We start from the raw sequence: 24872 nt of genomic DNA on the forward strand, positions 1-24872 counted from the left end.
ACCATTTTAAGGGGATCAAAATGAGATTAATAGTCAGACCTACATACGAAGACATATCAAGATGGGCAGCCAATCACGTAGCACAAAAAATTAAAGAATTTTCTCCAACAAAAGAAAAACCATTTATCCTTGGACTTCCAACGGGAAGTTCCCCAATTGGTATGTATAAGAATTTAATTGAATTAAATAAAAATAAAAAAATTTCATTTCAAAATGTCATAACTTTTAACATGGATGAATATATAGGAATTGAAAAAAATCATCCTCAAAGTTACCATTCATTTATGTGGAAAAATTTTTTTTCTAACATTGATATTAAAAAAGAAAACATAAATATACTAAATGGAAATGCTTTAAATCTTGAAAAAGAATGTGAAGAGTATGAAAAAAAAATCAAATCTTTCGGAGGAATCATGCTTTTTGTAGGTGGAATCGGACCTGATGGTCACATTGCTTTTAACGAACCCGGATCCTCCCTAACATCAAGAACAAGAATTAAAACCTTAACCCAAGACACAATCATTGCTAATTCAAGATTTTTTGAAGGCAATCTGAGTAAAGTTCCCAAAAGTGCACTAACTGTTGGGGTTGGAACAATCATGGATTCACAAGAAATTTTAATAATAGTAAACGGCCACAGCAAAGCAAGAGCACTAAAACATGCCATTGAAAAAGGCATTAATCATATGTGGACAATTAGCGCGCTTCAACTACATAAAAACACAATTATAGTATCTGACAAAAACGCAACTTACGAATTAAAAGTAGGAACAGTAGAATACTTTAATGATATAGAAAGAGAAAACTTTAATAATGACTTAAAATAAACTAATTAAATTTTTAAAGTAAAATACTAAATATAAGATTGAAAATCTTTATAAAATAAGGGCTAATTATCAACTTCATTGTAAATTTTTGAAACTTCTTCCCAATTTAAAGCCTTTAAAAATGCATCAACATATTCAATTCTTCTATTTTGATATTTAAGATAATAAGCATGCTCCCAAACATCAATACCTAAAATTGGTTTATAAGAATTCATCAAAGGACTATCCTGATTGGGCATTGAAATCACTTTAAGCCCATTATCAGGGCACAATACTAACCACGCCCAACCACTTCCAAAAATTTTCATCGCGGTATCTTTCAAATTAGCCTTAAGAACATCTAGGCTTCCAAAAGCTGCATTAATATCGTCTTTAAATTTTTCAAAAAGATTATCCTTGTTTCCCGGCCTTAAAGTTCTAAAATATAAAGTATGGTTAGAATAACCCCCAGCATTATTTTTTATTAAAGTTTGAAATTCTTCTGGAAAATCATGCATATTTTTTAATATATTTGACACATCTGTTAAATGAATTTTATCCATTTTTTCCAAAATAGAATTCAAATTCATTACAAAACCATTATGGTGCTTGCTATGGTGAATTTCCATAGTTTTAGCATCAATATAAGGCTCAACAGCATCATAATCGTAACCAAGTTCTGGCAGCTTAAACATAAAAAACCTCCTGTTTTAACTTTTGCCGTGACAATTTTTATATTTCTTTCCACTTCCACAATAACAAGACTCATTTCTACCTATTTTAGGAGAACTTCTAACCACCTGAACATTAGAAACACTTTTATTCTCATTAATAACAATTCCAGAAAGTTCTTTATGAATTGATTTAACATTCCTAGACTTCTTTGTTGTCTTAAAATCGGAAGAATTGCTATCCAATTTTAACTGAAGAACACGTCTTATGGTAGAAACTTTAATGTCTTTAATAAGCTCGCTAAATATTGAAAATCCTTCTTCTTTGTATTCTGTAATTGGATTTTTATTAGCATAAGATCTTAAATAAACAGCCTCTCTTAAAGAGTCTAAATTTGCAAGATGTTCTTGAAATTTAAAATCAATATTTTTCAAATATTCATATCTTAAAAATCCATTAAAAAGATCTCTACCAATCAAATTTTCCTTTTCATCTAAATTTTCCTTTGCTATTTGCATTAACTTGGCCTTTAAATCAAGAGAATTAATATTTTCAATAGAACCAAGACTTTCAAGCATATAAGCAAAAATTGAATTTACTTCATTTAAAAAAACATTTGAAACTGTACTACTCTTTGTCCCTTCAATTAAAAAACTAAGATATTCTTCTAAAGCAACAAGAATACGATCCTTAATAGCTGTATCTTCAAGAATAGAGTTTCTCTGAGCATAAATAAAATCTCTTTGCTTTGTAATAACATCGTCATACTCTAACAAATGCTTTCTAATTTCAAAATTTCTGTCTTCTACTCGTTTTTGAGCATTAATCAAAGATTTAGTTAAAAGAGAATGTGTAATAGGCTCTCCTGTTGCCATTCCAAGCTTGCCCATTAATGATCTTAGATTGTCTCCAGCAAAAAGACGCATTAAATCGTCCTCAAGCGATACATAAAATCTTGATCGCCCAGGATCACCTTGTCTTCCACTACGTCCACGAAGCTGATTGTCTATCCGCCTTGACTCGTGACGTTCGCTTCCAATAACATAAAGCCCACCAAGACTTTTAACCTCATTATAATCTTTTAGGTAATTTTCCCTCTCATTTTTAACAGCCTCTTGAAATTCTTCAAGGCTTACATTAGTTCCGATTTTTTTCCTAACTCTGTGTTCAATATTGCCCCCAAGTTTAATGTCCGTACCACGACCAGCCATATTTGTTGCTATTGTAACCGCATGTTTTGCTCCAGCCTCAGCAATAATAAATGCCTCTCGAGAATGATTTTTTGCATTAAGAACTTCATGCTTAATCCCCCTACTTTTAAACATGGCTGATAAAATCTCAGATTTTTCAATAGAAACAGTTCCCACTAAAACCGGTTGACCCTTTTTGTAAGTTTTATAAACCTCATCTGTAATCGCATTAAATTTAAATTCTTCCGTATAATAAATAGTATCATTCTCATCTATTCGTGCTAACAATCTATTTGTTGGAACTACAACTACATCAAGATTATATATTTTATGAAATTCCTTAGCTTCTGTATCGGCTGTACCTGTCATACCAGAAATCTTATTAAACATTCTAAATAGATTTTGAAAAGTAATAGTTGCCATAGTTTTATTTTCATTAGCAACTCTAACTCCTTCTTTAGCCTCAATAGCTTGATGAAGTCCATCAGAATATCTTCGCCCTGTTAAAACTCTCCCGGTAAATTCATCTACAATCTCAACACCAGAATCACCAACAATATACTCTCTGTTTTTTAAAAAAAGTAAATGCGCTTTTAAAGCTTGAGTCATATAATGAACATAATTAAAATTTAAATCATTATACATAGACCCGTTAATAATGCCCCTAGAAACTAAAAGTTGTTCAAGATTATTAAGCCCTTTAGCAGTAAAAGAAATTCTTTTGGCCTTTTCATCAACAGTATAATCACCATCAAGGTCATCTATTTCTAAAGGATAATCACCGGTTTTAGAATCCTTAGAGCACTCTTTTAAAAAAGATACAAGAGAATTAACTTCAAGATAAGCCTTGGTGTTGCCCTCTGTTGGCCCTGAAATAATCAAAGGGGTTCTTGCCTCATCGATCAAAATAGAATCAATCTCATCAATAATACAATAATTAAACTTTCTTAAAGATTTTTCATTAAGATCATAACGCATATTATCTCTTAGATAATCAAATCCAAGTTCATTATTTGTAACATAAGTAATGTCTTTAGCATATTGAGCCTTTCTTAGCTCATAATCCATATTAGATAGAACAACCCCCACGCTAACACCCAAAAGATCAAAAACTGGCTTCATCCAATTGGAATCACGCTCTGCAAGATAGTCATTAACAGTAACAATAATAACCCCATCTCCTGTCAAACTATTTAAATACGCTGCTTGAACTGAAGAGAGAGTTTTTCCTTCTCCCGTTTTCATCTCTATTATTTTGCCTTTGTGAAGAGCAAGCCCAGCAATGATTTGCACATCATAAGGCCTTTCTTTAAGGCGCCTTCTAGCAGCTTCTCTAGACAGAGTAAAAGCTCGCTCCAAAATATTATCTAAAGAATTACCCGATTTTAATTCATCTTTAAGCTTTTCTGTCTCCTTTGAAAAATCTTCATCTGCCAACAATAATGCCCAACGCTCAAGCTTATTAATATTTCTTAAAGCTGGAAGATAATCTTTTAAATCTCTTTTACTTTTTGAGCCAATAGTTGTCTCAAGTACTGCTTTTAACATGGTAGGTATTAATTCTCCTAAATAATTGACTTAAAGTCATTTTAAATAATAATATAAAAATATGAAAAAACACTATAAAGCTCTTACATTAAGCCTGCTTTTTGCAATTATATCATGTAACACTAAAACTTTAAACGAACTAGGAGAAGAACAATTCAAAATACCATTTGGAACACTTCCTGGTGCAATAATGCCTCTGAATAACAAATTTACAAATTCAAAATTTGATATCAAAACATATAATGGGCTAGTTTACATTGCAGAAACAAAAACAAATAAATTAATGATTTTCAACTCATATGGAAAACTAATACAGACATATCAAAATGGAATATTTAAAACAAACACCGATTTAAAAATAAAAAAAATAGATTTTGAAGGAATTCAAGCAATATACCCGCTAAACGATTTTATTATTGTTGCAGACAAATTAAATAATAAAAAATCAAAATTCAATCAAAAAGAAAATATTGCCTACTTCATGAGAATACTAATACTAAACAAAAACTCGTCTGTAGAAATTTTGGGGCAAGAAGGTTTAAACGGAATGCCATTCCCACAAATTTACGATGTTAATGTTGATGAGCATGGCAATATTGCAATAATATCAATATATAACAAAGGCTATATAATATATTCTTACAATAAAGAATTTTCTCCACTTTATAAAATTTACGTCAACAAAAACCTGCTAGAAACAATAAACAATCAAAAGACAAAATACAATATTTCAATAGACAAGGTTTTTTTTGAAGTTAACAAAAAAACTCTTTACGTAAAAACTACTTACTATGAAAACATTGGTGACAATGAAAATATAAACGATCTTGGAATTAAAATTAAAGATCAATATATCTATAAAATGAGTTTAAAAAAAAACAAAGAATTAGAAGTTATAAGTAAAATCGCTCTTCCTAAAAACTTACTAGATGATAAACAAGAAAGCTTTATCAACATTATAAAAATACAAAAAGACAAAATAATAGCATCTACTAACATGAAAAATTTATCTAACAATTTAATATGGAAATTAGACGACAAAGGCTCAATTAAAGAACAAATAGCTTTAATTGAGCCTTCAAATTTAATATTTCTCTCTGAGAGTTTATCTAAAGATGGAATACTTAGCATACTTTATGGCGGAAAAACTGGAGTTAGTGTTTACTGGTGGAATTTAAATACGTTATTAAAATTATAATTATAAGAGGGCTGAATTTGCCAACACAATGAAACAGATTAATTGCAATCAACAACTAGAAATCAAATACCAAAAAAAAATGAAAAAACATATCATTATTGGAATAATCTTTGTTGTAATTCTTTTATTTTTTAAAATTTTTCTAATTCCTAGAATTCAAAATCACGAAAACACTAAAAATAATATTAAAATGATAATAAACTATAAACAAGACAAAGACAGATTATCACTAAAAATAAATATAAAAACAAAAAAAACTTCAAGCTTAGGAAAAGCCAAGCTAGATATTTATCTAGACAGTAAATTAATTGAAAGCAATATGTTTTACATAAGCAGTAAAAACTTTACAACATATGCTAATATAATCTATCAAAATGAAAGTTTATTAAGTATAATACTAAAGAGTAATGGCAATAATAATGTCTTTTATAGTAAAAGAATAAAACCTAGGGGATAAAATATGATACAAATATACTTCATGTCCGTTTTGCTTAACATCTTAGGGGGAATAATACTTGCATTTCCAATATTAATAGAAAGAATGAGCTTTTTCAAAATTTTTGAAGATTTTGTAAATTTAATAAACGATAACAAAAAGGTAAAAAGCATTTTTGGATTATTATTTTTAATAACCAGTGCCCTTGAAATAATCAGGCCCTATAAATTGCCAATAATTGGAAATTTGATTCCAGCTATAAGTTTATTTTTAATTGGATTTATTTTGTTTTTAAAACAAAAATTACCAACAGAGGTTCAAAATAATAAAAAATACGGAAAATTCAAATCAATACTTGAAAGCAATCAGCAGTTAATTGGCATTATATCAATCATTATAGGAATAATTCATTTTTTAGCAGCAGAAATACCTTTATTGTAAGATGTTGCAAGATTAAAAATAAAGATACAATTTTCAACAAAACTACTAAAAAGCAACTTGACTTTGACATGATCATTCTATATTATTACTATGATTTAATTTAAATTTTAATTACCGGCTCAATAAAGGCCGTAAATGGTATAAAGGAAGAAGATATAATGATATTTAGAACATATAAGCATTTGGAACTAATAATACTTCCTATGTTAATGATTAGTTGTGCTTTTTTTAAAAAACCACAATCTGTATATCAAGAAAGTAGTACTGGCAAACCAATACGTGCTGAAAAATTACATTCAAAAAATTCACAATCTGCATATGTAGAACAAGAAAGCAGCACCGGAAAGCCAATAAGTGATGAAAAATTACATTTAATATCCGGCAAAATTTTAAATAAAAAATTACCAATCATAAATGGTAATCATGACGTAACTTGGATAAAAACAAAGGCAATGATAATCTTGGATGAATATGGGAAAGAAATACCAGAATTTAAAAACAAATTTGGATATTCTTATATAATATCCCCTATAAAAATGAATAATGAATATAGTTATTACGCATCGCTATTAATACTTTTTGAAACAACTAAAAATGGAGATAAAGAATATGAAATCGAAGATATTAAACTTGTAACAGCTGGTTCCAACCTAGAGCTTAAAAATTCCCTTTTAGCTGCTGAAAATTCACAAGAAGAAGGATATGTTACTGCATACCCATTTGGAATATTGATGAGTGACGAGATTAAAAATGCTTTTAAATTAACATATAAAAATGATCAATGGAATTATATGCTTGCAGATTTAACTGTCAAAAATAAACTTACTCAAGAAACTAAAATTTATAAAATTTCCCTTAATTCAAAATTAATTATTGAATTTTTAAAAGAAGTACTAAAAGAAAATTCTATATTAAAAGACATAGCTGGGGATTTATTTGAAGACATATAAATACAAACAAAAGGAAATATCTTATGAGCATTAAAAAATTTATTTTAACGGTGATAATTCTTTCTCTAGCTAAAAATATTTTTTCTGAAAACGAAATTAATATCTTCGAAAATGAAAATTATATTGTAAAAGAAAATATAAAAACAGAAATTAAAAAACTAAAACAAAGTTTTTTGCTTGCATCTGTTGATGTCGCAATTAGCCAGCCCTACATGGAATTAGTAGATTTAAATGGAGGCCTTATACAAGAACTTGTTGGAATTAGTTATTCATTTATAAATGTATTTTCAAAAATCGGATCTTCTGCTATTATTTCATTTGACTTATCAAACGAGGCTTCCAAGAAATACAAAATCACAAAATTAGAATTTTTAAGTCCCGATAAAGGCAATTTTATTAATAGATTAAGTAGTCTTACTAGTGGAAAACAACAATCAAAAAAAGAACTTGCAAAAGACGCTTACTCATTTGGCACATTAAGAACTGAATCTCTTTCAAAAACAATTGCAGAATATTACAAAGATAATAACTGGTATTATATTTTAGCAGCAATAACAGTGGAAAATAATATAAATAAAGAAACTAAAAAATATGAAATTAGAATTAACCCTAAAATATATAATGATTTTCAAAAAAAATTAAGATTACATTTTAAAGGTAATCAAATAACAAAATTCCCAATACCCGTTATAGAATAAACTTATAAATTAATAAAAAAAAGATTTTTACTTCTCTAAGAGAGCTAAATTTATAATAATAAAACAATGAGTAGTAACAAAACAATAACAATAAATTTAAATAATTTAGAACATAATTTAAATTTAATTAAAAATAAAATTGGCAATAAAGAAATAGTGGCCACTTTAAAAGGTGACGCTTATGGTCACGGGCTTATAAAAATTTTTAAATTTTTAAAATCAAAAAAAATAAATTATTTTGGACTTTCTAATATTGAAGATGCTAAAATACTTAAAAAAATTGATAAAAATATAAAAATATTAATGTACATTAAAGTGGATAAAAAAGAAATTAAAAATTTAATTAAACTTGAGTTAGTACCATTTGTTGCTGATTTTGAATATCTATTTTTAATAGAAAAAGAATGTGCATTGCAAAAAAATAAAATAAAAGTTCACTTAAAAATTGATATTGGAATGAATAGATATGGAATAAAAACAGATGGCGCCCTTGAAATAGCCACATATATTCAAAATTCAAAATTTCTAGAACTAGAAGGGGTCTGCTCACATCTCCCATCAACAGAAGACGTTAAAACCACACAAAAACAAATAGAACAATTCTTGTTTTTTTTAGAAATACTAAAACAAAAAAATATTAATCCCAAATTTGTCCATATTTCCAATTCGGGACACATTATCGATTACAAACTAAGTTCACAATTTAACATGATAAGACCAGGCCTTATTCTTTACGGCTATTGTCCATCCCCAAAAAACAAAAAACCTACTTTAAATTTTAAGCCCGTATTAAGTTTATTTTCAAAAGTAATATTTATCAAAAATGTAAAAAAGGGTGAAAAAATTTCATATTCAGGCACATTTCAAGCCAAAGAAGATATAAAAATAGGAATTATTCCAATCGGATATTTTGATGGAATACCTCAAAATATAAGTAATGATTTTTATTTTTTAATAAACAATAAAAAATGTAAAATACGAGGAAAAGTTTGCATGAATCTAACAATAGTAGAAATTCCTAAAGACCTAAAAGTTAAAACGGGTTCAAAAGTAGAAATTGTATCAGAAAAATTAAGCATAGATGAAATGAGCAAATTTTCCAAAAGAAGTAATTATGAATTGCTATGCAATATAGGTAAATATGATAAAAAAAAATACTTAGATTAAATTACCCAAAGAATCAAATTTTTGAAAATCTATTAAATTGCCTCTAGAATCATAAATCCATTTATAAATTGAAAATCCTCCAACATCATCTCTTAATCTCAAATCCGGACCATGATTTGACTGCTTTGATATTTTGCCAAATTTATTGTATTCATATTTATAAACACTAACTCCATGAATATCGTCTTGCAATTGTCCCAAACTGCCAAAATTTTTTTGAGAAATAAGCCTATTTTGTTTATCATATTCATATAAATACTCAAAAACAAAATTACAATCAGCAACCAAAACCCCATCCTTAGAATAATTTTTCTTTGAAATCATATTGCCATTAGAATCGTAACTAAATTTATACTTTGAAACTCCTTCAAAATCATCTATTGGATTAACAAAATCACCACCAAAATGTTCTTGAGCAATCAAAAATCCTTCTTTGTCGTAAGCGTATCTGTAAATCATCACGCCTTTAAAATCAGCTATTAAATTAAAATTTTTATCAAAAAAAATATTTTCTATTAGATAAAAATTATTATCATATTTATAACTATAAATAGCAATGCCTTTAAAATTATCCATTATTTCATACTTTTCCTCATAAACAGTCGGAATATCTCTATTATAGTTTTTATTGATCTTATTACTGTAGTTTATTACCCTTTTCTCATTATTTTGGATATAAAAAATAGTCTTCTTCATGGCATACCCATTTTGACTGATTGTTAAATTATTATTATTGTCATAATTATATTCTTTGTAATAGCAATCTTTATCTTTAAAATAATATTCATAACGATAAATTGCTACATTATTTTCATCAGGAGTCAAATTATTATTAATGTCGTAATTTAAAATCTCAATAACCTTTCCATCAACATCATAATGATATATTTTAGTAGCCACAGAAAATGGATTTGAAACAACATGAGCTGATTTATCAAGATATTCCTCTTTAATAAGATTATGATTAGCATCATAAGTTAATCTAAACCCACAAGTACCATTTTTTGATCTTACGATATAACCATTTTCATCGTAATACAAAACCGTTTTAACAAATTTAGCATGATCATAGCTAATCTTTGTAAAATATACACCATTTAAATCTTTGATTTGAATTCCTGATTCATTAAATCTGTACACACTAAACTCTCTCTCATTATCGTATAAAAAATGGTAATAAGAAACATCATATTTATCCCTAACCATTTCATTAGATCTATTATAATTAAAAATATTTTTAATCCTGCCATCACTCATATATTCTATATGTTCAATATAAACACTATTATTATTTTTAAAAGCAAGCCCCCTATTTAGAAATATGCGTCTTTCACTGCGCTTAGACCTTTCTATTTTAATTTGGCTTGCATTAAAAAAAGAAGGCATTAAAATGCTAAGCTTACCAATATAATCAACCAAAATAAGATTATTATTGCGATCATAAGTAAATTTATATCCGTACTCTTCCTCAGATTCTTCTTTTGTAATCTCATATTTGCCCACTATACTGTAATTAGCAGAATAATCTGCAAACCTATAATAAACTTCTTTTGAAAAAAGAGAAGCACTAATAAAAAATATTATAAATAGCATGAATAAATTCCTTGATAAATCAATCCTATTTTGATAGATTTTATTATACAATAAATCTATCAAAAGGAGCTTAAAATGGCTAAAATTTCTAAAAACGCTCAAAGAGTGGGCTCAAAAGAACTAATAAGTCGATGGGGAGGAAAAATCATAATGAAATCAAAATTTGAAAATGGAAAAATAAAGCATTATGCAGAATGTCAAACTTCAAAAAATACAGCAAGAAAACCAAGGGATTTATTTTAACAAATAAATCCACTTGCCCATAAACGTTATTTTTTTTGTATCCTATCACTAAATTTAACCCAAGCTTCATCTTGCTCTTGTTTTGTATAGCTCTTATTTGCTGCTTGCTTAGGTGCTGTGCCCCTTTTGGGGTAAGAATTTCTAACCTGCTCTTTTATTTCTTCTCTTTGTTTTCTAATTTTTTCCAACTGTCTTTTAACTCTTTCGTTTGGATCAAAAAGACCACTCCCGCTTTTATTCAAACCAGCTCTAAAATCCAATCTGGACAAAGCCTCTTTATAGCTTTGATGCTTGCCTGTCAAAAACAAAACAATTCTTTTAAAGAAACTTAAATCTTTATAAGCAGCATTCAAAATCGAATACAAATCAAGTTTATATATTTTATATAATGGCAAAAGTTCATTACTATTCTTAAAATATTTAGCTGCTTCAACTTTAATCAAATCTTTAAGATGAGCCTGAACACTTTGTGTTTTGCAAACTCTTCTAAAATGAGAAACAATAAGGTCAAGAAACTTGACTTTATTTTTTAAGCAATACTCATTCATAATATATTTAGATACTAATCTATTGAGAACTTCTTCTAAGCCTTCTTCTGTAAAAATAGACGAAGGATCATCCCCAAAACTAAGAATTTTAAATATATTAGCCTTCAATTCACTATTAAGAAATTTTAAAACCTTTTCATATTCTTCTAGAAAAAACTCATATGCAAAAGGTTTGTACAAATAAAAATTTTCTTTTACTTGAAATATTTTTGGCAAAATATCATGAATTTTAGATTCAAAAAAGTACATATTAGCAACTAACAAGAAATTTTCAGGATCATTTAGCCCTTCAGAATAAACTTTTAAAATACTGGAAAACTCTTCTGTATCAATTGAGCCTTTTTTAAACTCCAAAGTCTTTTCAATTGCTTTTAAAGATTCATCAATTTTAGTAGCCTCTATAGTCTTAAGCTCTTCTAAGTCTTTTTCATTTTTAATAAAAAGATTAAGAAACTCCAAAAAAACAAAATAATTTTTTGAGAAAGTAATTCCTTTCTTGCCAAGAACTTCATCCTTGATTTCAATTATGCCAGAGAGAATCTTGGAAATAGCCCCAATAATATTCTTGCCCTCTTCTAAAGTTTTCTCATAATCAATAAGCTTTAATCCTTTTATTCTAACGAAAACATCTTTTACAACATTATTAGAAGCAATATTAAAAAACATTTTTTTAACAAACTCAATAAAATATAAAGCCCTGCTAGATGGAATTATCAATGATTTCCAAACTAATATTTCCTTCAATTGTGATTTTGTTTCAAAAAACTTATAGTTAATATTTGAATCTGAAATAGTTATAAATTCATCTTGAAAAACCAGCAAGCTAGATTCCACATTCTTAACAGTAAGCAAAGAACTAAAAAGCTCTATTCCTATATAAGTTTTTAAAAATAAATCATCAATAGAATAATAATAAAAATCATAGCTGGCCTCATCGGTCAAAATTATGCTGTCTGGCAAAAATTCTCCGTCGATTGCTATTTTATTAGTAACTATTCCTCTTTTAACTTCATAAAGTTTGCGAAATAAAAAATCAAGTTCTCCTTTTAAACCTCTTATTCTTACAGAATGCTCTTCTATAAAAGAAGAATAATCTATAGCTTCCTTTTTATAAGACAGAATGGTTTTCAAAATTAATTTTTGGGTATCAGAAGATATTCCTAATTGAGAAATCAAAATATCTACTTCTTTACTACTCATATAAAAAATTTCTGGCAATTTTTTCATATTATTCCTTATATCACATTTAAATAATAAAGCATATTACATTAAAAATATATTAACAAATCAAAATTAAGATCAAATAATCAATAAAAGTTAAATAACATTAAATTATATAAAAGATATAAAAGCAAAAAAATTAAAGAAATGCCCCTGCTAAAAACCCCTTTAAATTTAACCACTAAAAATAAAACCAAAGTTATAAATACCATTATACTAAAATCTAAAAGATAAATATCTTGCAACAAGATGGGTCTGAAAAAACTACTACTAGCCAAAATAAACCCAATATTAAAAATATTACTACCAATAATGTTGCCAAATGCAATGTCTGCTTCTTTTCTAATTATTGCAAAAAGAGATACAACAAGCTCGGGAACACTTGTTCCAAAAGCTACAACTATAATTCCAATCAACTTTTCACTAACATTAAAAACATTGTTGGCAATGTAAAGAGCTCCATCAACCAATAATTTCGATCCCAAATAAAGAAAATACATACTAATAACAAAACTTAACGAACTAAAAAATATAAAGTTTAAACCCCGATTTAAATTGCTTGCACCTTCTTGAAAAGAATTTTCCAAGCTGGCATGTGCTTTTTCTTCTTTATAAAAAAGCAACAGATAGGATAAAAACAAAATCAAGATACTTAGCGAGCTAAAGCGATTATAAGGTGTTACAAAAAAAGAGTAAGATCTAAAATCAAATGAAAGCAACAAAAGAAGAAACATTAATAAAAACAGAAACATAAAAGAAAGCTTAAGTCTTTTAAAATTTGCCTTAATATTTAAAAAGAATCCCGCTAAAGGCAGAGCAAGCAACATATTAATAATATTGCTGCCAATAACATTAGAAACAACAATTTCGTTTTTTCCCTTAAAAGCTGCCACCAAACTTGTAAAAAGCTCTGGGGCGCTTGTTGAAAAAGAAACTATTGTAACTCCTATTAAAAGTGTTGGAACTTTTAAATAAGTAGCAATGCTAACTGAACTTTTCAAAAGCAAATCACCACCAAGATACAATAAAAAAATCCCAAATCCTACGTAAAAAAATTGAATTAAATGTTCCAAACGAATCTCCTTTGCAAAAAACAACAATTAAAAAGAATCTAAATATTCTTTTAAGTTGCCTTTAATCATATAATAAACATTAGATGCATTCCAAAGACTAAAGCCACTACCAAAAGACTCTTTGATTCCTTTAAGCTGAAACTTTAAATACTTCAAATAAATCTCGTCATCCACCAATCTTTCTTTTCCTAATAAAAAAGCTTGAACATAAGGCCTAATGACAACCCCACCTAAAGAAAAAGCAAGCGCTCTGTCACTCCCCTCTTTATAAATCCTATAAGCTCTTTTTGTATAATAAAAATTGCTTGGCAAAAAATCATCAGTATAATGTGAAGGATAAAACATGGGAGATATAACGTCAACATAATCTGATAACATTGCAATATTTTGCCCAATACTATTAGTAGGAAACCAGCCATTGTATCCATAAATATCAACTGAAATAGGTACATAAAGCTGTTCTCTTGCCATAATCAAAAAAGATTCAAGAGCATCAACGGGTTGCATTTCGCGCTTATTTATTCTTGAGATTGCAAGAGACACAGGCCCATCTGATGGAAACCTAATATAATCAAACTGTATCTCGTCAATTCCAAAAGATTGAATTTCTTTTGCAATAGAAATATTGTACTCCCAAGTAGCCGGAGAAAAAATATCTACCCAATGCTCTACTTGCACATATTTAACAAGCCCACTAGAATCAACTTTTTTAATAAAATGAGCCCAGGGTTTATTGGTTCTTTTATTCCAAAGAGCATGTTTAAAATTATCGTAATAATACAATTTTGCATCTTTAAATACAACACATCTAGCAATAACATAAATTCCAAGCTCTTTGGCTTTTTTAAGAATATAAGAAACATCAATAAAGTTTTTAACAGATTTCAACTTATTGGGCAAAGAAAGCTTGCTAGAATAAGTCAAATTACCATTATCATCTTTAAAATCAATTACAACGGCATTCATACCTGAATTTTTAATAAATTTAAATCTTTCATCAACTGCCCTCTTATTACGCAATGTATATGCTGTTAAATAAATAGACCCTTTATTTTTAGCAAGTCGCATTCTTTGTGATTTTTCAAAAAAATCTTGATCTTGCAAAGATAATTTTCCAATAAATATCCATTGCCCATTAATATAAGAATAAAAATGATTGTCATATGTTCTCACTAAAATTTTTTCTACATTCTTGCTAGATAAATCTAAAATACGTATTATTTGCTTTTTAAAAGGAAAAGAAATTTTTTTAATAAATCCACTTTTCTGACTAATTAAAAAAATATCTCCATAAACTCCAGAAGAAAAATATAAATTATTTATCTCTTCCTTTGAAAATTCAATAGCACTAATAATGTCGTAATACCCCGCACCTAAATAAATCTGTGGAATTAAACGATTTAAATTTTTAAAACTAACAGCTCCATTAACACTAAGATAAATGCCATGAATCGCAGTTCCAATAGCAATACGCTTATACTCTCCTTGAGAAAAGGCACTTGATGTAATATACGCACCGCTATTAAATTTATCTATTCCCACCAATTTTCTAAAATTTTTTGAATAATCATAAGAAACATAAAGATTGTCGCTTGTAGTCAAAAATGAATTTGAAGAATAAACATCTTCATAAATAGAGGTAATTCGACTAGGAACAAGCTGTTGAAAAGGATAAACCCACCTAGAATTTATCCCGCTCACTTTAACTTTGGTTATTTTTCCATTAACATTTTTACTTAAAAATCCTTTATGAATAAAAAATAAACTATATTTTTTAAAAAATTCTTCATCAGTTAATGGATATATACTAAAAACTTTAAAAACAAAAAAGAAGAAAATAACTATCCAATAGATAAAAATTTTCATATACATTAATACATGATACTTGCAAATCAAAAAATATTAAATAATAGTGATTTTTATTTGAACAATTGAATCTCAATTAAATTCAAAAATACTTAAATTTTATAACAACTTTGCTCCTAAAAATCTTAAGCCCTGCCATAAAGCCTTGTAATAAAACTTATATTTTGACTCAAGGCAGTATCTAAATCACTTTCTAATAATCTAAAAATACAATTATCTAAAGTACTTTTTGGGACATTTTCCCTAAATTTATCTCCTAAGCTAATATAATCTTGCATTGGCACTATTACATTGTCAGAAACACTGCCCATAGCACTTCTTATCATGTCCCAAACAACAAAATTTTCATTTGTATTTAAATAATCAAAAATGTACTTTTTATGCAAATCATCTAAAGAGTCAACAAATTCTCGTATTGTGTCATTATCACTAATTCCTGTGTAAACTATACAATTTTTAATATAATTATGAGGAAGATTCTGATTGCCTGAATCAAAATCAAAGGCAAGTTTCATTATTTTCATTCCTGGAAAATTAAAAAAATCTCTTAGCCTTGAAACATCTTCAAGATCATTTTCAAAATCTTCAACCCAAATTTTTAAATCTTTAATCTCATTTAAAATAAAATTGAAAAAATCTCTCCCTGGTGACTTTACCCACAACCCATTAAAAGCATAAGTCTCACCCGCACTAACTTCCCAAGTAGAAACAAAACCTCTGAAATGATCAATTTTAATTATATCTACATACTTTCTTAAACCCCCAATCCTTTTTGCCCACCATTCATACTTAAATTTCTTTAAAACATTCCAGCTATAAGCTGCACTATCCCAAGCTTGCTCTTGTTCTAAAAAATAATCTGGGGAAATTCCTGCAACCTTATCTTTGCTTGCATCAAATCTTAGCTTAAAATATTTTTGGTGTGCCCAAACATCAGCAGAATCATACGCTATAAAAAAAGGTACGTTCATAACTAGCTCAATCCCCTTATCATTTGCATAACGCTTTAAAGCTTGAAACTGTGAAAAAAAGAAATACTGCAACACCTCTTGCACTTTAATTTCTTTTGAAAGAATATTTCTCAATTTAAATAAATCTTTTTCATTTCTTTTAAGAATTCCTCTATCAAAAAGAACATTAAAAGCATTTTTTGATTCTTTAAAAAAATATTCTTTAAATGCAACAAAACTTGCAAAATCTAAAAGCCAATAAGAAGACTTTTTTTTAAATTTCTCAAAGCTTCTAACCTCATCAATCGAAGCTCTATTAATAAAATTTAACGCGGCTTCTTTAAGAAATTTATCTTTAAAACTTAATTTTTTTAAATCAGAATACCTAGTTTCATTTTCCTTTAAAAAGCTCAAATCTGAATCTATAAATTTGTCAAGGGATTCTAAATCAATATAATAAACATTGCCAGCAAAAGCCGAAAAAATTGAATAAGGGGGAGATCTTGTAAAATCAATAGGAGAATAGGCAAACATTTGCCAATAACTTTGAGAAGATGCAAACAAAAAATCTATAAATTTATAAGCTCCTTTGCCTAAATCTCCAATGCCATATTTAGATGGTAAAGAGCTTATGTTAAGCAAAATACCACTTTTTCTTTTTAAGTTTAAATTAATCCTTATTTTTTTATAATTCATATAAAACCTCTATTAATTAACAATTTAAATAATTCCCACTGTGTTATAAATTATAATAAATATCGCCTCAGAACAACATATCAAATAGCAATTTTAAGAAAAATTTAGAAATTAAATACTTTTATGATAAAATCTATTAATGAATAACAAAGCGACTACGTCATTGTTGCTATTATTTTTAGTTCAAAGCTTAGCTTTCTCTTCTGAAATCTTTGAATTTAAATACATTAAAGGCTCAAAGTTTAGATTAGAAGGCACAGACAATCAAAAAATGTATTTCAACGGCCACTATAATTCAAACTCTACAACCAATATTCAGATTTCAAGTGAAATAAAAGACACAAAAGAAAAATTTGCAAACATTAAAGCTTTTTTTAGAATCTTAAAAAGAGAAAATATTGACGAACCTTACCTATTAAATGAAGAATTTGAAGAAACTTTCAGCATAAATAAGCAAGGAGAATATATAATAGGAGTAAATCAAAAAAGACCTTCTGTTAGAGGTATTCCAAGATTTCCAAAAACACCAATCAAAATAAATGAAAAATGGACATATCCTGCAGAAGAATATATAGAAGCGTCAAAAATAGACAAAAGTATAAAAGATTTCATTGTAAAATTCAATGTTAACTACGAATATAAGGGCAAAGAAGAATACAATGGCAAAAATTACCACATAATTCTTTCGAATTATGAATCACAATATAATGTAAAAAACATCTCTTTCTATCAAAAAGTAGACCAAAAAATTTATTTTGATAATGAAATTGGAAATACATATAAATACAGCGATAAATACATATTTGAAATAAATCAAAATAACAACCAACATTTTAAAATGATTGGAAACTCTCTTGGCAGAGTAGTTTCAATTGAACTTCCAAATGATAATCTTATTGAAACTGAAATTGAAAATTACATCCGAGAAAAAAAAATAAAAACTATTGACGTTGAAAGAAACAATAAAGGAATTAATTTGAGCTTTGACATTGAATTTTATCCTAACTCATTCCAAATACTACAAAAAGAATATGAAAAAATTGACCTTATAGCTAAACTTCTTGAAAAATTTAAAAAAAATAACATACTAATAGAAGGGCATACCGAACAATTTGGACTAGAAGAAGAGATGCACGAGCTCTCTGAAAAAAGAGCTCGTGCAATTGGAAATTATTTAATAAAAATGAAAGTAAAAGATAAAGATCAAATACTATTTAAAGGATGGGGATCTAAAAAACCAAAATATCCTAAATCTTCCCCATTAAAGGCTAAAAATAGGCGAGTAGAAATTACAATATTAAATAATTAGCAAAGTGCATCATCTTTTGCTCTTTTTTTCCTTTTTTGTCTGACAACTAATACATAAAAAAGCATAAGGAATGGCTAAAAGTCTCTCCCTAGCAATCTCTTTTTCACAAGCTAAACACTTACCATAAGAATTTTGAGAAATTCTATAAAGAGCTTGATTTATTAAATTTAACTTTCTCTTTTCAACAAAACCCAACGCTTCAAGATTATTTCCATCCATATTATCAAAAGCAATATCGACAACATCCTTTGGATACATGTCATTATTAATTATTTCTTTTTTGCTATTTTCTACAGACTTAATAGAATCTAATATCTCTCTTTTTTCGGTCGAGAGAAATTTTTTTATCTCTTCAATAAACTCATGCTCAGAAATAGCTTTTTGCATGATACCTCCCTATAAATTACATTTTTAAAAAACTTCGTGTAATTATATACACAATTTCTTATAATGTAAATAAAAAATAATGCTTTTATTCTTAAAAAGAATAATTGAAATGATATGTTTAATCATGTAAAATTTATCCTATTAGAGAAAATTATGGAGGTTGCCTTGAATATTAAAGAAGAAGCCATTGAAACCGAAGGAATCGTAAAAGAATCCCTTCCAAATACCATGTTTAGAGTAGAGCTTAAAAACAAGCACATTGTACTTGCCCATCTATCTGGCAAAATGCGAAAACATTTCATAAAAATAGTTCCTGGTGATAAAGTAAAAGTCGAACTATCTCCTTATGATCTTACAAAAGGTAGAATAGTATACAGAGAAAAATAAAATTAAACCCTTTTAAAAAATTTCAAGTGTTTTAAATATTATTTATTTTTTAAATCAAATCATCTTTTAAAGACACAACAAAATTCTTGTGAATCCAGCCTTGAAGCCCATAACTTGTTTCAATAAGAACAAAATCGTCTTTGCTGTCAAGAATATAAACACTTGCATTTCCTTTTAAAAACCTCCAACTCCTTGAAAAATTGTCAGGAACTTTATAAAGAGAAACTAAATCACCTTTAATTATTCCTACCTCAGATTGTTGTTCAGAATAAAAATAATATGTTTCAAATATAGTAAAACAAGTCGCAGAAAAAATTAAAAATATAACTATTTTTTTCAAATTTTTTGCCAAAAATTTATAAGAAATAGACACAATTAAAAAATTAATCAAAAATAAGCTAATAATAAAAAAAATATTAGAAAAAATAAAACTATTGTTACGAACATTATCTGTAACTCCATTTTTAGCTTCAATCAAATCAATAACCTTGTAAGAAGCTTCATTATTTGGAGCAGCCAAAAATGCCTTATAAGCTGAATAAATAGCATCAAAATCTCTATCCATTTTACTCAAAACAAGTGCTCTATTTAACCAAAGTCCTGAATAATTTGGATATTTTTTAAGAATATTATCAATCTTGATAAGCGCAGCATCATAATTTTTAGTATTATAGTTTTCAATCAAATCATTTATATTTTTCTCTGACAATAAACCATCATTTACAGCATTTAAACTAATACCAACAGCCAATATTAAAATAACCAGTCCAAAACTTGATGCTACAAAAAATTTTTTATAGTTAATTAAAATGATTAAAGATAATAAAAAACCTGGAATCAAAAGTAAATAATAGTATGAAACAAAAAATAAAAAAGTTTTATTTTTGTAATTCAAAATATCAACATAAGATAATAGTTTAAACTCAGAATCTACATTATTTTGTATTTTGTTTATATTATTAAAATCTCCTGAATATTCGTACTTCAATTTTTTCCCTTTAAGGGTATAAACTGTATCATTGTCGGGATTTAAATAATTAAAGTCACCAATATTTAAAAATACACTACCTTTAGTATCAGGTTTAACTGTATAAATTTGAGAAATACTACCCTTGTATCCACTTTTAGAAGGCTTAAAATTATAATTTTTCTTTTTATTAAGAATTTTAGAATTATAAGTTTCAATCTCTGGAAAGTAAAAATGTGGAAAATTCCCTTGACCTGTAATTTTTATTAAAATAGTAAATATATCTTGCTTAATGGTCGAATAATTCGGAGTTTCATAATCAATTCTAAAAGTTCCTACCGCTAAAGATTTAACTTCTCCGGGAATCGGTTTAACTTTTAATAAAAGCTCAGGAGTATTTCTAACAAGGCCAGAATCAATATTAAAAGAAAAACTGGGAATCAAAACATTTTTTGAACCCTTAAGAGGGGTTAGTACAAAGTTATAAAAAGGCACATCTAAAATTTCTTTATTATGAAAAGTTCTATATTTAATATCCCCAAATATAGGCATCTTTTCAACCATTGCATCCTTAATAGCAGGCAAAAATCCAGACATTTCATTAGAATTGCTATCTGAAAGCCAATTTGAACGCAAAACAAGCCCAATACTTTGATATTCATAAATCTCTTTTTTATCAAGATCCCAATATAAATCAACCGGCAGCCCAAAAGAATTTATTTCATCCGCTCTTAGCACACTAACTTCAACTTCTGAAGATAGATAAAAATCACCCTTATAAATTACTTTTAATGGGGGAATCTTAATAAATCCCAAATTCTCAAAAAGATATTCAACTTTAATCTCAATAAAAGAAAAGTTATTATCTGTTGTTCTAGATATTGATAAAACATTGGAATTGGGTTGAACTTCTTTGTTTATTTCAACTTTTAGCAAACTTATGTCAATATCTTGCAAAGAATTATTAAGCCTTATAATCTGAATAAATTTATCACCTTTTAAAACTTTAATATTTTTAATAAAATCAATACCCGTAAGCGAATAAAGTTTTGCGATTGAAAAAAAATAAATAAAAAATACTACCAATCTTCTTTTGGAACAACTAAATTCTCGTCTATTTTTCTCAACCATACAACCCTCTCAAGATTTTCAATATACCTTAAAAAATTTTCATTACTTTCAACAAAATTTTTACTTTTTTCTACACTTAAAGAATTCAAACTATCACGCACTGTTCGTTTTTTTATTATTGCAAGCTCAAGATTATATTTAGCATTATAACTACCAGGATTAATCTTTAAAGCTTCTTTAAAAGCCACTTCGGCCTTATGATAAAGTCCTTGATTATAGTATATTATTCCCTCGTTATAATTGACATTAAAATTTAAAAAAACATCATCGGTCTTCTTTGCATAAGAGAATATTCTAAGAGAACTTTCATACTCACCTAAAGAATAATATACAACGCCAAGATTGTAATATCCCCAAGCAGAATATTTTTTATCATCTACAAGATTATAATAATTTGAAATTGCATTTTGATAATTTCCTCTAACATATTCATAATTGCCAATAGCCATTAAAGACATAGACTTGACATTTGAACAAGACAAAAAAACTAAACACAAAAAGCAAGAATATAAAACCGTTAAAAAGTTTCGTCCCACTTTATCATCCTGACAAATAAATACATAAAAATAAACAACAATGAAATAACCAAAAAAATTTTATATCTTGATACATCAACAAGTATAATGTCGTTTGATGTTCTTCTTATTATACCATTTCTTATATCATTGACAACAAAGTTAATACCTTTTAAATACAAGTTATAATATGATCCCTTAAGAGAAGAGGCAAGAAGAAGTAAATTTTCTTCATTTAACCCGGTTTTAACAAGATTCCCATTTTTATCTTTAATGCTTAAATTTTGATTAAATAAAACGGGATTACTCCCGCCAATCCCAACCACAAAACTTTCCAACTTTAAATTATTGACAAATTTAGAAAACCTATAATAATTATTTTCTCCCCAATCATCTCCATCTGTTAAAATAACTAAAAAATTATAATAAGAGTCATCCTGTACATTGGAGACTACACTAAAAACAGCATCTCCTAAAAAACTCCCAGGAGAGCTTATTAAATCAGGATCTATATAATTTAACATCTTATTTAAACTATTTTTATCCTTAGAAAAAGGTAAAGCCAATATAGACTTGCCTTTAAAAATAGTAAGAGAATATTCCGCATTCTCAAAATTACTTAAAATCAAACTAATCATATTTTTAGCGCTTTCAAGCCTATTAATAATTTTACCTTCATCCACACTTAACATACTACGAGAAATATCAAAAATAAAAGAAATTCTCAATTTACTTCTCTCATCCTCAACAGCTTTTTGTCCCCAAGAAATATCCAAAATGGATAAAATTAAAAAAATCAAGCTAAAAATAAAAAACATTGACATGAGAACTTTTTTAATGTAGTAATTTTGAATGTAGGAATTGTCCCCATACATGAAGCTTAAAGTTTTAAAAAATGGAATATTTCGTCTAAAATCAAGCACACATACAAAAAAAATAAACAATAAAATTAAAAAAAAGTATAAAGCATTATAATTATTTATACTCATAGAATCTCTTTTAAGAAAATTTTTGAAAAAATAAAATAAACAAGTAATAAGCAAAGCGCTAAAACCAAAAATTCTTTATAAATATCTTTATTGTCCACAGCTATTTTGATTTTTCTCTCTAAACTTTCCTTTTTTGAAAAATCTTGAATTGCAAATTGAAAAGAAAAATCATCATTAACCGAATAAAAAAGCCCCCCCGTTTTATTCGAAATCTCAACAAGCATACTAGGATCATAAACCTCTTTAAGACTTCCTTGATAAAATTTTCCAGATCTTAATTTAAAATCAACACTAAATTCCTCAGAACTTCCAATGCCAATAGAATAAATCTTAACATTTAAACCTTGAGCAAGATTGATCACTTGATCTTTATAAATCTCATCTGAATTAACAACCCCATCTGTTAAAACCACTATTGATCTTTTAAGAGCCTCAGAATGCTTTAAATGAGAAAGTGCAATAGAAATGCCTAATCCTAAAGCAGAGCCATTGCCAAGATCCATAATATAAATATCATCTAACTTTTTATTAAAAAACTCCCTATCCGTTGTTATGGGCACGACTATTGAAGCATCTTTTGCAAAAGCTACCAAACCAATATTATCATTTTCGCGTTGAGAAATAAAACTTCTAATCAATTCTTTTGAAAACTCAAGTCTATTCTTAGAAGAAAACTCAACAGCTCCCATACTAGGCGATATGTCAAGAACAATAACAATGTCAGCACCAGCACTAAGATGTATCAATTTCTTTTTTGAAACTGAAGGACCTGCTAAAGCAAACACCATAACCATTGCGGCTAAATATAAAAAAGAATAAGTGAAAAAATACATAAAATTTAATCTATAGTCCTTAAGTTTTAAAGAGTTAAAATTACCATAAAGCGATATTGGAAACTTTATCTTGCCCCCTCTATTTTTAAAAAAATGATTAAAATAAATTATTAAAGGAAAAATGACTAATAAAAACAAATATAAAGGCTCATTAAATGTTAACATTAGCACCTCTATTAAATTCTTCAAAATTCGATGCTGCGGTTCTTAAATCCTCTAAAACAAACGACAAACTATCAAATACTAAATCAACACCACTAAATTTACTAAAATCAGAAAGTCTTAATGTATTAATAAAAATTGAACGAATCTCATAAGGAACCTTAAGATCTTGCAAAATTACAGAAATTTCTGTTGTAGTAATCGCATTAAAATCAAAACCGGTTTTCTTAGATAAATAAACTCTTAAAGAAGAATTTATTAAATTATAAAATGCACTCTGATCCCCACCCTCTCTAACGTATTTAGATAAAATAACAAACTGCCTCTGCAATACTTTGTAAGGTTTTCTAAGTCCGTGCTTAACTATCAAGTAAATCAAAAATCGATTTAAAAGTTTTAAAAGTTTAATAATCAAATAAGGAATCAAAAACAAAACAAGAATGAATAAAAACAAATAGGTGCTTGTTCCAGGAATAAATAAAACGCCTTCTATATTTTTAATTTTAAAATCAGAATTATTAGATACTAGTTTATCTGTATTAATTTTTATATTCTTTAGAATAATCTTGTTTTTCTTACCACTACTAATTACATCCCCAATATAAATAGAAGGAAGAGAACTGCTTCCAATATAAAAAGAAACAAAATTAACTATTATTTCATTTGTTGTGTCATTAAAACTAATCGAATTTACTTCAACAAATTCATCTTTAATATCAATATCTTTAAAATCTACAGGAAAAAACTCTTCACCATCATTTAAAATTAATGAAACTTTAAAATCAACAGAATCGCCCACATAATAACGAGTTGGCATAAATATTTCATTTTTTATTTCATAAGAATACAAAGATAGGGTTAAAAAAAGAAAAAGATTTGAAATAACTCTCTTCAAA

Annotated in this window: 23 protein-coding genes; 10 read left to right on the plus strand and 13 right to left on the minus strand. The window is 27.4% G+C overall.

Annotated elements, in window-relative coordinates; all coding sequences use genetic code 11:
• Window positions 1–20: 20 nt before the first annotated feature.
• A complete protein-coding gene (gene nagB, locus QIA46_RS00735; protein ID WP_317260046.1) occupies window positions 21–827 on the plus strand; it encodes a glucosamine-6-phosphate deaminase in 807 nt (268 codons plus the stop codon).
• 62 nt (window positions 828–889) lie between these two features.
• On the opposite strand, the gene QIA46_RS00740 is transcribed toward nagB, so the two are convergent.
• Entirely contained in the window at window positions 890–1501 is a 612-nt protein-coding gene (locus tag QIA46_RS00740; RefSeq protein ID WP_317268098.1) for a superoxide dismutase, read from the minus strand.
• Window positions 1502–1516: 15 nt separating this feature from the next.
• Window positions 1517–4216 carry a preprotein translocase subunit SecA gene (gene secA / locus QIA46_RS00745; protein WP_317268099.1) on the minus strand — a complete coding sequence of 900 codons (2700 nt, stop codon included), beginning with the start codon at window positions 4214–4216 and terminating at the stop codon, window positions 1517–1519.
• A 61-nt stretch (window positions 4217–4277) separates the two neighbouring features.
• On the opposite strand from secA, the gene QIA46_RS00750 reads away from it, so the two are divergent.
• From QIA46_RS00750 to alr, 6 genes are all read left to right on the plus strand, one after another.
• Window positions 4278–5414: an LIC_12708 family protein gene (locus QIA46_RS00750; RefSeq protein WP_317268100.1), complete on the plus strand. Its 1137-nt coding sequence runs from the start codon at window positions 4278–4280 to the stop codon at window positions 5412–5414.
• 28 nt (window positions 5415–5442) lie between these two features.
• The gene (locus tag QIA46_RS00755; RefSeq protein ID WP_317268101.1) at window positions 5443–5871 is read left to right on the plus strand and encodes a hypothetical protein; all 429 of its coding nucleotides are present in this window, start codon (window positions 5443–5445) and stop codon (window positions 5869–5871) included.
• A 3-nt stretch (window positions 5872–5874) separates the two neighbouring features.
• Window positions 5875–6291, plus strand: coding sequence for a hypothetical protein (locus QIA46_RS00760; protein WP_071891972.1), 417 nt, complete (start codon window positions 5875–5877; stop codon window positions 6289–6291).
• Between the two features lie 158 nt (window positions 6292–6449).
• Window positions 6450–7241: a S2/P23 family protein gene (locus tag QIA46_RS00765; protein ID WP_317268102.1), complete on the plus strand. Its 792-nt coding sequence runs from the start codon at window positions 6450–6452 to the stop codon at window positions 7239–7241.
• A gap of 23 nt (window positions 7242–7264) precedes the next feature.
• The gene (locus QIA46_RS00770; RefSeq protein ID WP_301341343.1) at window positions 7265–7939 is read left to right on the plus strand and encodes a S2/P23 family protein; all 675 of its coding nucleotides are present in this window, start codon (window positions 7265–7267) and stop codon (window positions 7937–7939) included.
• A 48-nt stretch (window positions 7940–7987) separates the two neighbouring features.
• Entirely contained in the window at window positions 7988–9106 is a 1119-nt protein-coding gene (gene alr, locus QIA46_RS00775) for an alanine racemase (protein WP_317268559.1), read from the plus strand.
• On the opposite strand, the gene QIA46_RS00780 is transcribed toward alr, so the two are convergent.
• Window positions 9098–10699 carry a hypothetical protein gene (locus tag QIA46_RS00780; RefSeq protein ID WP_317268103.1) on the minus strand — a complete coding sequence of 534 codons (1602 nt, stop codon included), beginning with the start codon at window positions 10697–10699 and terminating at the stop codon, window positions 9098–9100. The two genes, alr and QIA46_RS00780, sit on opposite strands and share 9 nt — an antisense overlap.
• A 75-nt stretch (window positions 10700–10774) precedes the next feature.
• Here QIA46_RS00780 and QIA46_RS00785 point away from each other — a divergent pair, with 75 nt between their 5' ends.
• Window positions 10775–10942, plus strand: a complete 168-nt coding sequence (locus QIA46_RS00785) for a hypothetical protein (RefSeq protein WP_002657037.1) — start codon at window positions 10775–10777, stop codon at window positions 10940–10942.
• A gap of 26 nt (window positions 10943–10968) precedes the next feature.
• On the opposite strand, the gene QIA46_RS00790 is transcribed toward QIA46_RS00785, so the two are convergent.
• The 4 genes from QIA46_RS00790 to malQ form a co-directional block, all read right to left on the minus strand.
• Window positions 10969–12717 (minus strand): hypothetical protein, encoded by a 1749-nt coding sequence (locus tag QIA46_RS00790; RefSeq protein ID WP_317268104.1) that lies wholly within the window; start codon window positions 12715–12717, stop codon window positions 10969–10971.
• A gap of 80 nt (window positions 12718–12797) precedes the next feature.
• Window positions 12798–13784 carry a calcium/sodium antiporter gene (locus tag QIA46_RS00795; protein ID WP_317268105.1) on the minus strand — a complete coding sequence of 329 codons (987 nt, stop codon included), beginning with the start codon at window positions 13782–13784 and terminating at the stop codon, window positions 12798–12800.
• A gap of 27 nt (window positions 13785–13811) precedes the next feature.
• Entirely contained in the window at window positions 13812–15656 is a 1845-nt protein-coding gene (locus QIA46_RS00800) for a putative glycoside hydrolase (protein ID WP_317268106.1), read from the minus strand.
• Between the two features lie 119 nt (window positions 15657–15775).
• Window positions 15776–17296: a 4-alpha-glucanotransferase gene (malQ, locus tag QIA46_RS00805; protein WP_317268107.1), complete on the minus strand. Its 1521-nt coding sequence runs from the start codon at window positions 17294–17296 to the stop codon at window positions 15776–15778.
• 139 nt (window positions 17297–17435) lie between these two features.
• Between malQ and QIA46_RS00810 the strand changes: the two genes are divergently transcribed.
• Window positions 17436–18605: an OmpA family protein gene (locus tag QIA46_RS00810; RefSeq protein WP_317268108.1), complete on the plus strand. Its 1170-nt coding sequence runs from the start codon at window positions 17436–17438 to the stop codon at window positions 18603–18605.
• 9 nt (window positions 18606–18614) lie between these two features.
• Here the strand turns inward: QIA46_RS00810 and QIA46_RS00815 are convergent, their stop codons facing one another.
• The gene (locus QIA46_RS00815) at window positions 18615–18992 is read right to left on the minus strand and encodes a TraR/DksA family transcriptional regulator (RefSeq protein ID WP_301341351.1); all 378 of its coding nucleotides are present in this window, start codon (window positions 18990–18992) and stop codon (window positions 18615–18617) included.
• A gap of 165 nt (window positions 18993–19157) precedes the next feature.
• Between QIA46_RS00815 and infA the strand changes: the two genes are divergently transcribed.
• Window positions 19158–19379 carry a translation initiation factor IF-1 gene (gene infA, locus QIA46_RS00820; protein WP_002556767.1) on the plus strand — a complete coding sequence of 74 codons (222 nt, stop codon included), beginning with the start codon at window positions 19158–19160 and terminating at the stop codon, window positions 19377–19379.
• Window positions 19380–19428: 49 nt separating this feature from the next.
• On the opposite strand, the gene QIA46_RS00825 is transcribed toward infA, so the two are convergent.
• Genes QIA46_RS00825 through QIA46_RS00845 form a run of 5 tightly spaced genes read right to left on the minus strand, consistent with a single transcriptional unit; the run spans window position 19429 to window position 24871 of the window.
• Complete coding sequence (locus QIA46_RS00825) at window positions 19429–21432, minus strand: SH3 domain-containing protein (RefSeq protein ID WP_317268560.1); 2004 nt, start codon at window positions 21430–21432, stop codon at window positions 19429–19431.
• Window positions 21426–22013 carry a tetratricopeptide repeat protein gene (locus tag QIA46_RS00830; RefSeq protein ID WP_317268109.1) on the minus strand — a complete coding sequence of 196 codons (588 nt, stop codon included), beginning with the start codon at window positions 22011–22013 and terminating at the stop codon, window positions 21426–21428. Before QIA46_RS00830 ends, QIA46_RS00825 begins: the two co-directional genes overlap by 7 nt.
• Window positions 21995–22981 carry a vWA domain-containing protein gene (locus QIA46_RS00835; RefSeq protein ID WP_317268110.1) on the minus strand — a complete coding sequence of 329 codons (987 nt, stop codon included), beginning with the start codon at window positions 22979–22981 and terminating at the stop codon, window positions 21995–21997. The genes QIA46_RS00830 and QIA46_RS00835 overlap by 19 nt, the downstream gene beginning before the upstream one ends.
• Complete coding sequence (locus QIA46_RS00840) at window positions 22978–23979, minus strand: vWA domain-containing protein (RefSeq protein ID WP_301341354.1); 1002 nt, start codon at window positions 23977–23979, stop codon at window positions 22978–22980. The genes QIA46_RS00835 and QIA46_RS00840 overlap by 4 nt, the downstream gene beginning before the upstream one ends.
• Window positions 23966–24871 carry a hypothetical protein gene (locus QIA46_RS00845; protein ID WP_317268111.1) on the minus strand — a complete coding sequence of 302 codons (906 nt, stop codon included), beginning with the start codon at window positions 24869–24871 and terminating at the stop codon, window positions 23966–23968. Before QIA46_RS00845 ends, QIA46_RS00840 begins: the two co-directional genes overlap by 14 nt.
• Between the last annotated feature and the right edge of the window lies 1 nt (window position 24872).

The organism is Borreliella carolinensis (assembly GCF_032595855.2).
Classification (GTDB): Bacteria; Spirochaetota; Spirochaetia; order Borreliales; family Borreliaceae; genus Borreliella; species Borreliella carolinensis.

What these genes read in the sequence shown, in the direction of transcription:
- QIA46_RS00770 (WP_301341343.1), top strand. Translation starts at nt 7,265, where the DNA reads ATGAGCATTAAAAAATTTATTTTAACGGTGATAATTCTTTCTCTAGCT.
- QIA46_RS00760 (WP_071891972.1), top strand. Translation starts at nt 5,875, where the DNA reads ATGATACAAATATACTTCATGTCCGTTTTGCTTAACATCTTAGGGGGA.
- nagB (WP_317260046.1), top strand. Translation starts at nt 21, where the DNA reads ATGAGATTAATAGTCAGACCTACATACGAAGACATATCAAGATGGGCA.
- QIA46_RS00815 (WP_301341351.1), bottom strand. Translation starts at nt 18,992, where the DNA reads ATGCAAAAAGCTATTTCTGAGCATGAGTTTATTGAAGAGATAAAAAAA.
- QIA46_RS00785 (WP_002657037.1), top strand. Translation starts at nt 10,775, where the DNA reads ATGGCTAAAATTTCTAAAAACGCTCAAAGAGTGGGCTCAAAAGAACTA.
- QIA46_RS00810 (WP_317268108.1), top strand. Translation starts at nt 17,436, where the DNA reads ATGAATAACAAAGCGACTACGTCATTGTTGCTATTATTTTTAGTTCAA.
- QIA46_RS00840 (WP_301341354.1), bottom strand. Translation starts at nt 23,979, where the DNA reads ATGTTAACATTTAATGAGCCTTTATATTTGTTTTTATTAGTCATTTTT.
- secA (WP_317268099.1), bottom strand. Translation starts at nt 4,216, where the DNA reads ATGTTAAAAGCAGTACTTGAGACAACTATTGGCTCAAAAAGTAAAAGA.
- QIA46_RS00780 (WP_317268103.1), bottom strand. Translation starts at nt 10,699, where the DNA reads ATGCTATTTATAATATTTTTTATTAGTGCTTCTCTTTTTTCAAAAGAA.
- QIA46_RS00835 (WP_317268110.1), bottom strand. Translation starts at nt 22,981, where the DNA reads ATGAGTATAAATAATTATAATGCTTTATACTTTTTTTTAATTTTATTG.
- QIA46_RS00790 (WP_317268104.1), bottom strand. Translation starts at nt 12,717, where the DNA reads ATGAAAAAATTGCCAGAAATTTTTTATATGAGTAGTAAAGAAGTAGAT.
- QIA46_RS00755 (WP_317268101.1), top strand. Translation starts at nt 5,443, where the DNA reads ATGAAACAGATTAATTGCAATCAACAACTAGAAATCAAATACCAAAAA.
- QIA46_RS00750 (WP_317268100.1), top strand. Translation starts at nt 4,278, where the DNA reads ATGAAAAAACACTATAAAGCTCTTACATTAAGCCTGCTTTTTGCAATT.
- QIA46_RS00800 (WP_317268106.1), bottom strand. Translation starts at nt 15,656, where the DNA reads ATGTATATGAAAATTTTTATCTATTGGATAGTTATTTTCTTCTTTTTT.
- QIA46_RS00740 (WP_317268098.1), bottom strand. Translation starts at nt 1,501, where the DNA reads ATGTTTAAGCTGCCAGAACTTGGTTACGATTATGATGCTGTTGAGCCT.
- QIA46_RS00765 (WP_317268102.1), top strand. Translation starts at nt 6,450, where the DNA reads ATGATATTTAGAACATATAAGCATTTGGAACTAATAATACTTCCTATG.
- malQ (WP_317268107.1), bottom strand. Translation starts at nt 17,296, where the DNA reads ATGAATTATAAAAAAATAAGGATTAATTTAAACTTAAAAAGAAAAAGT.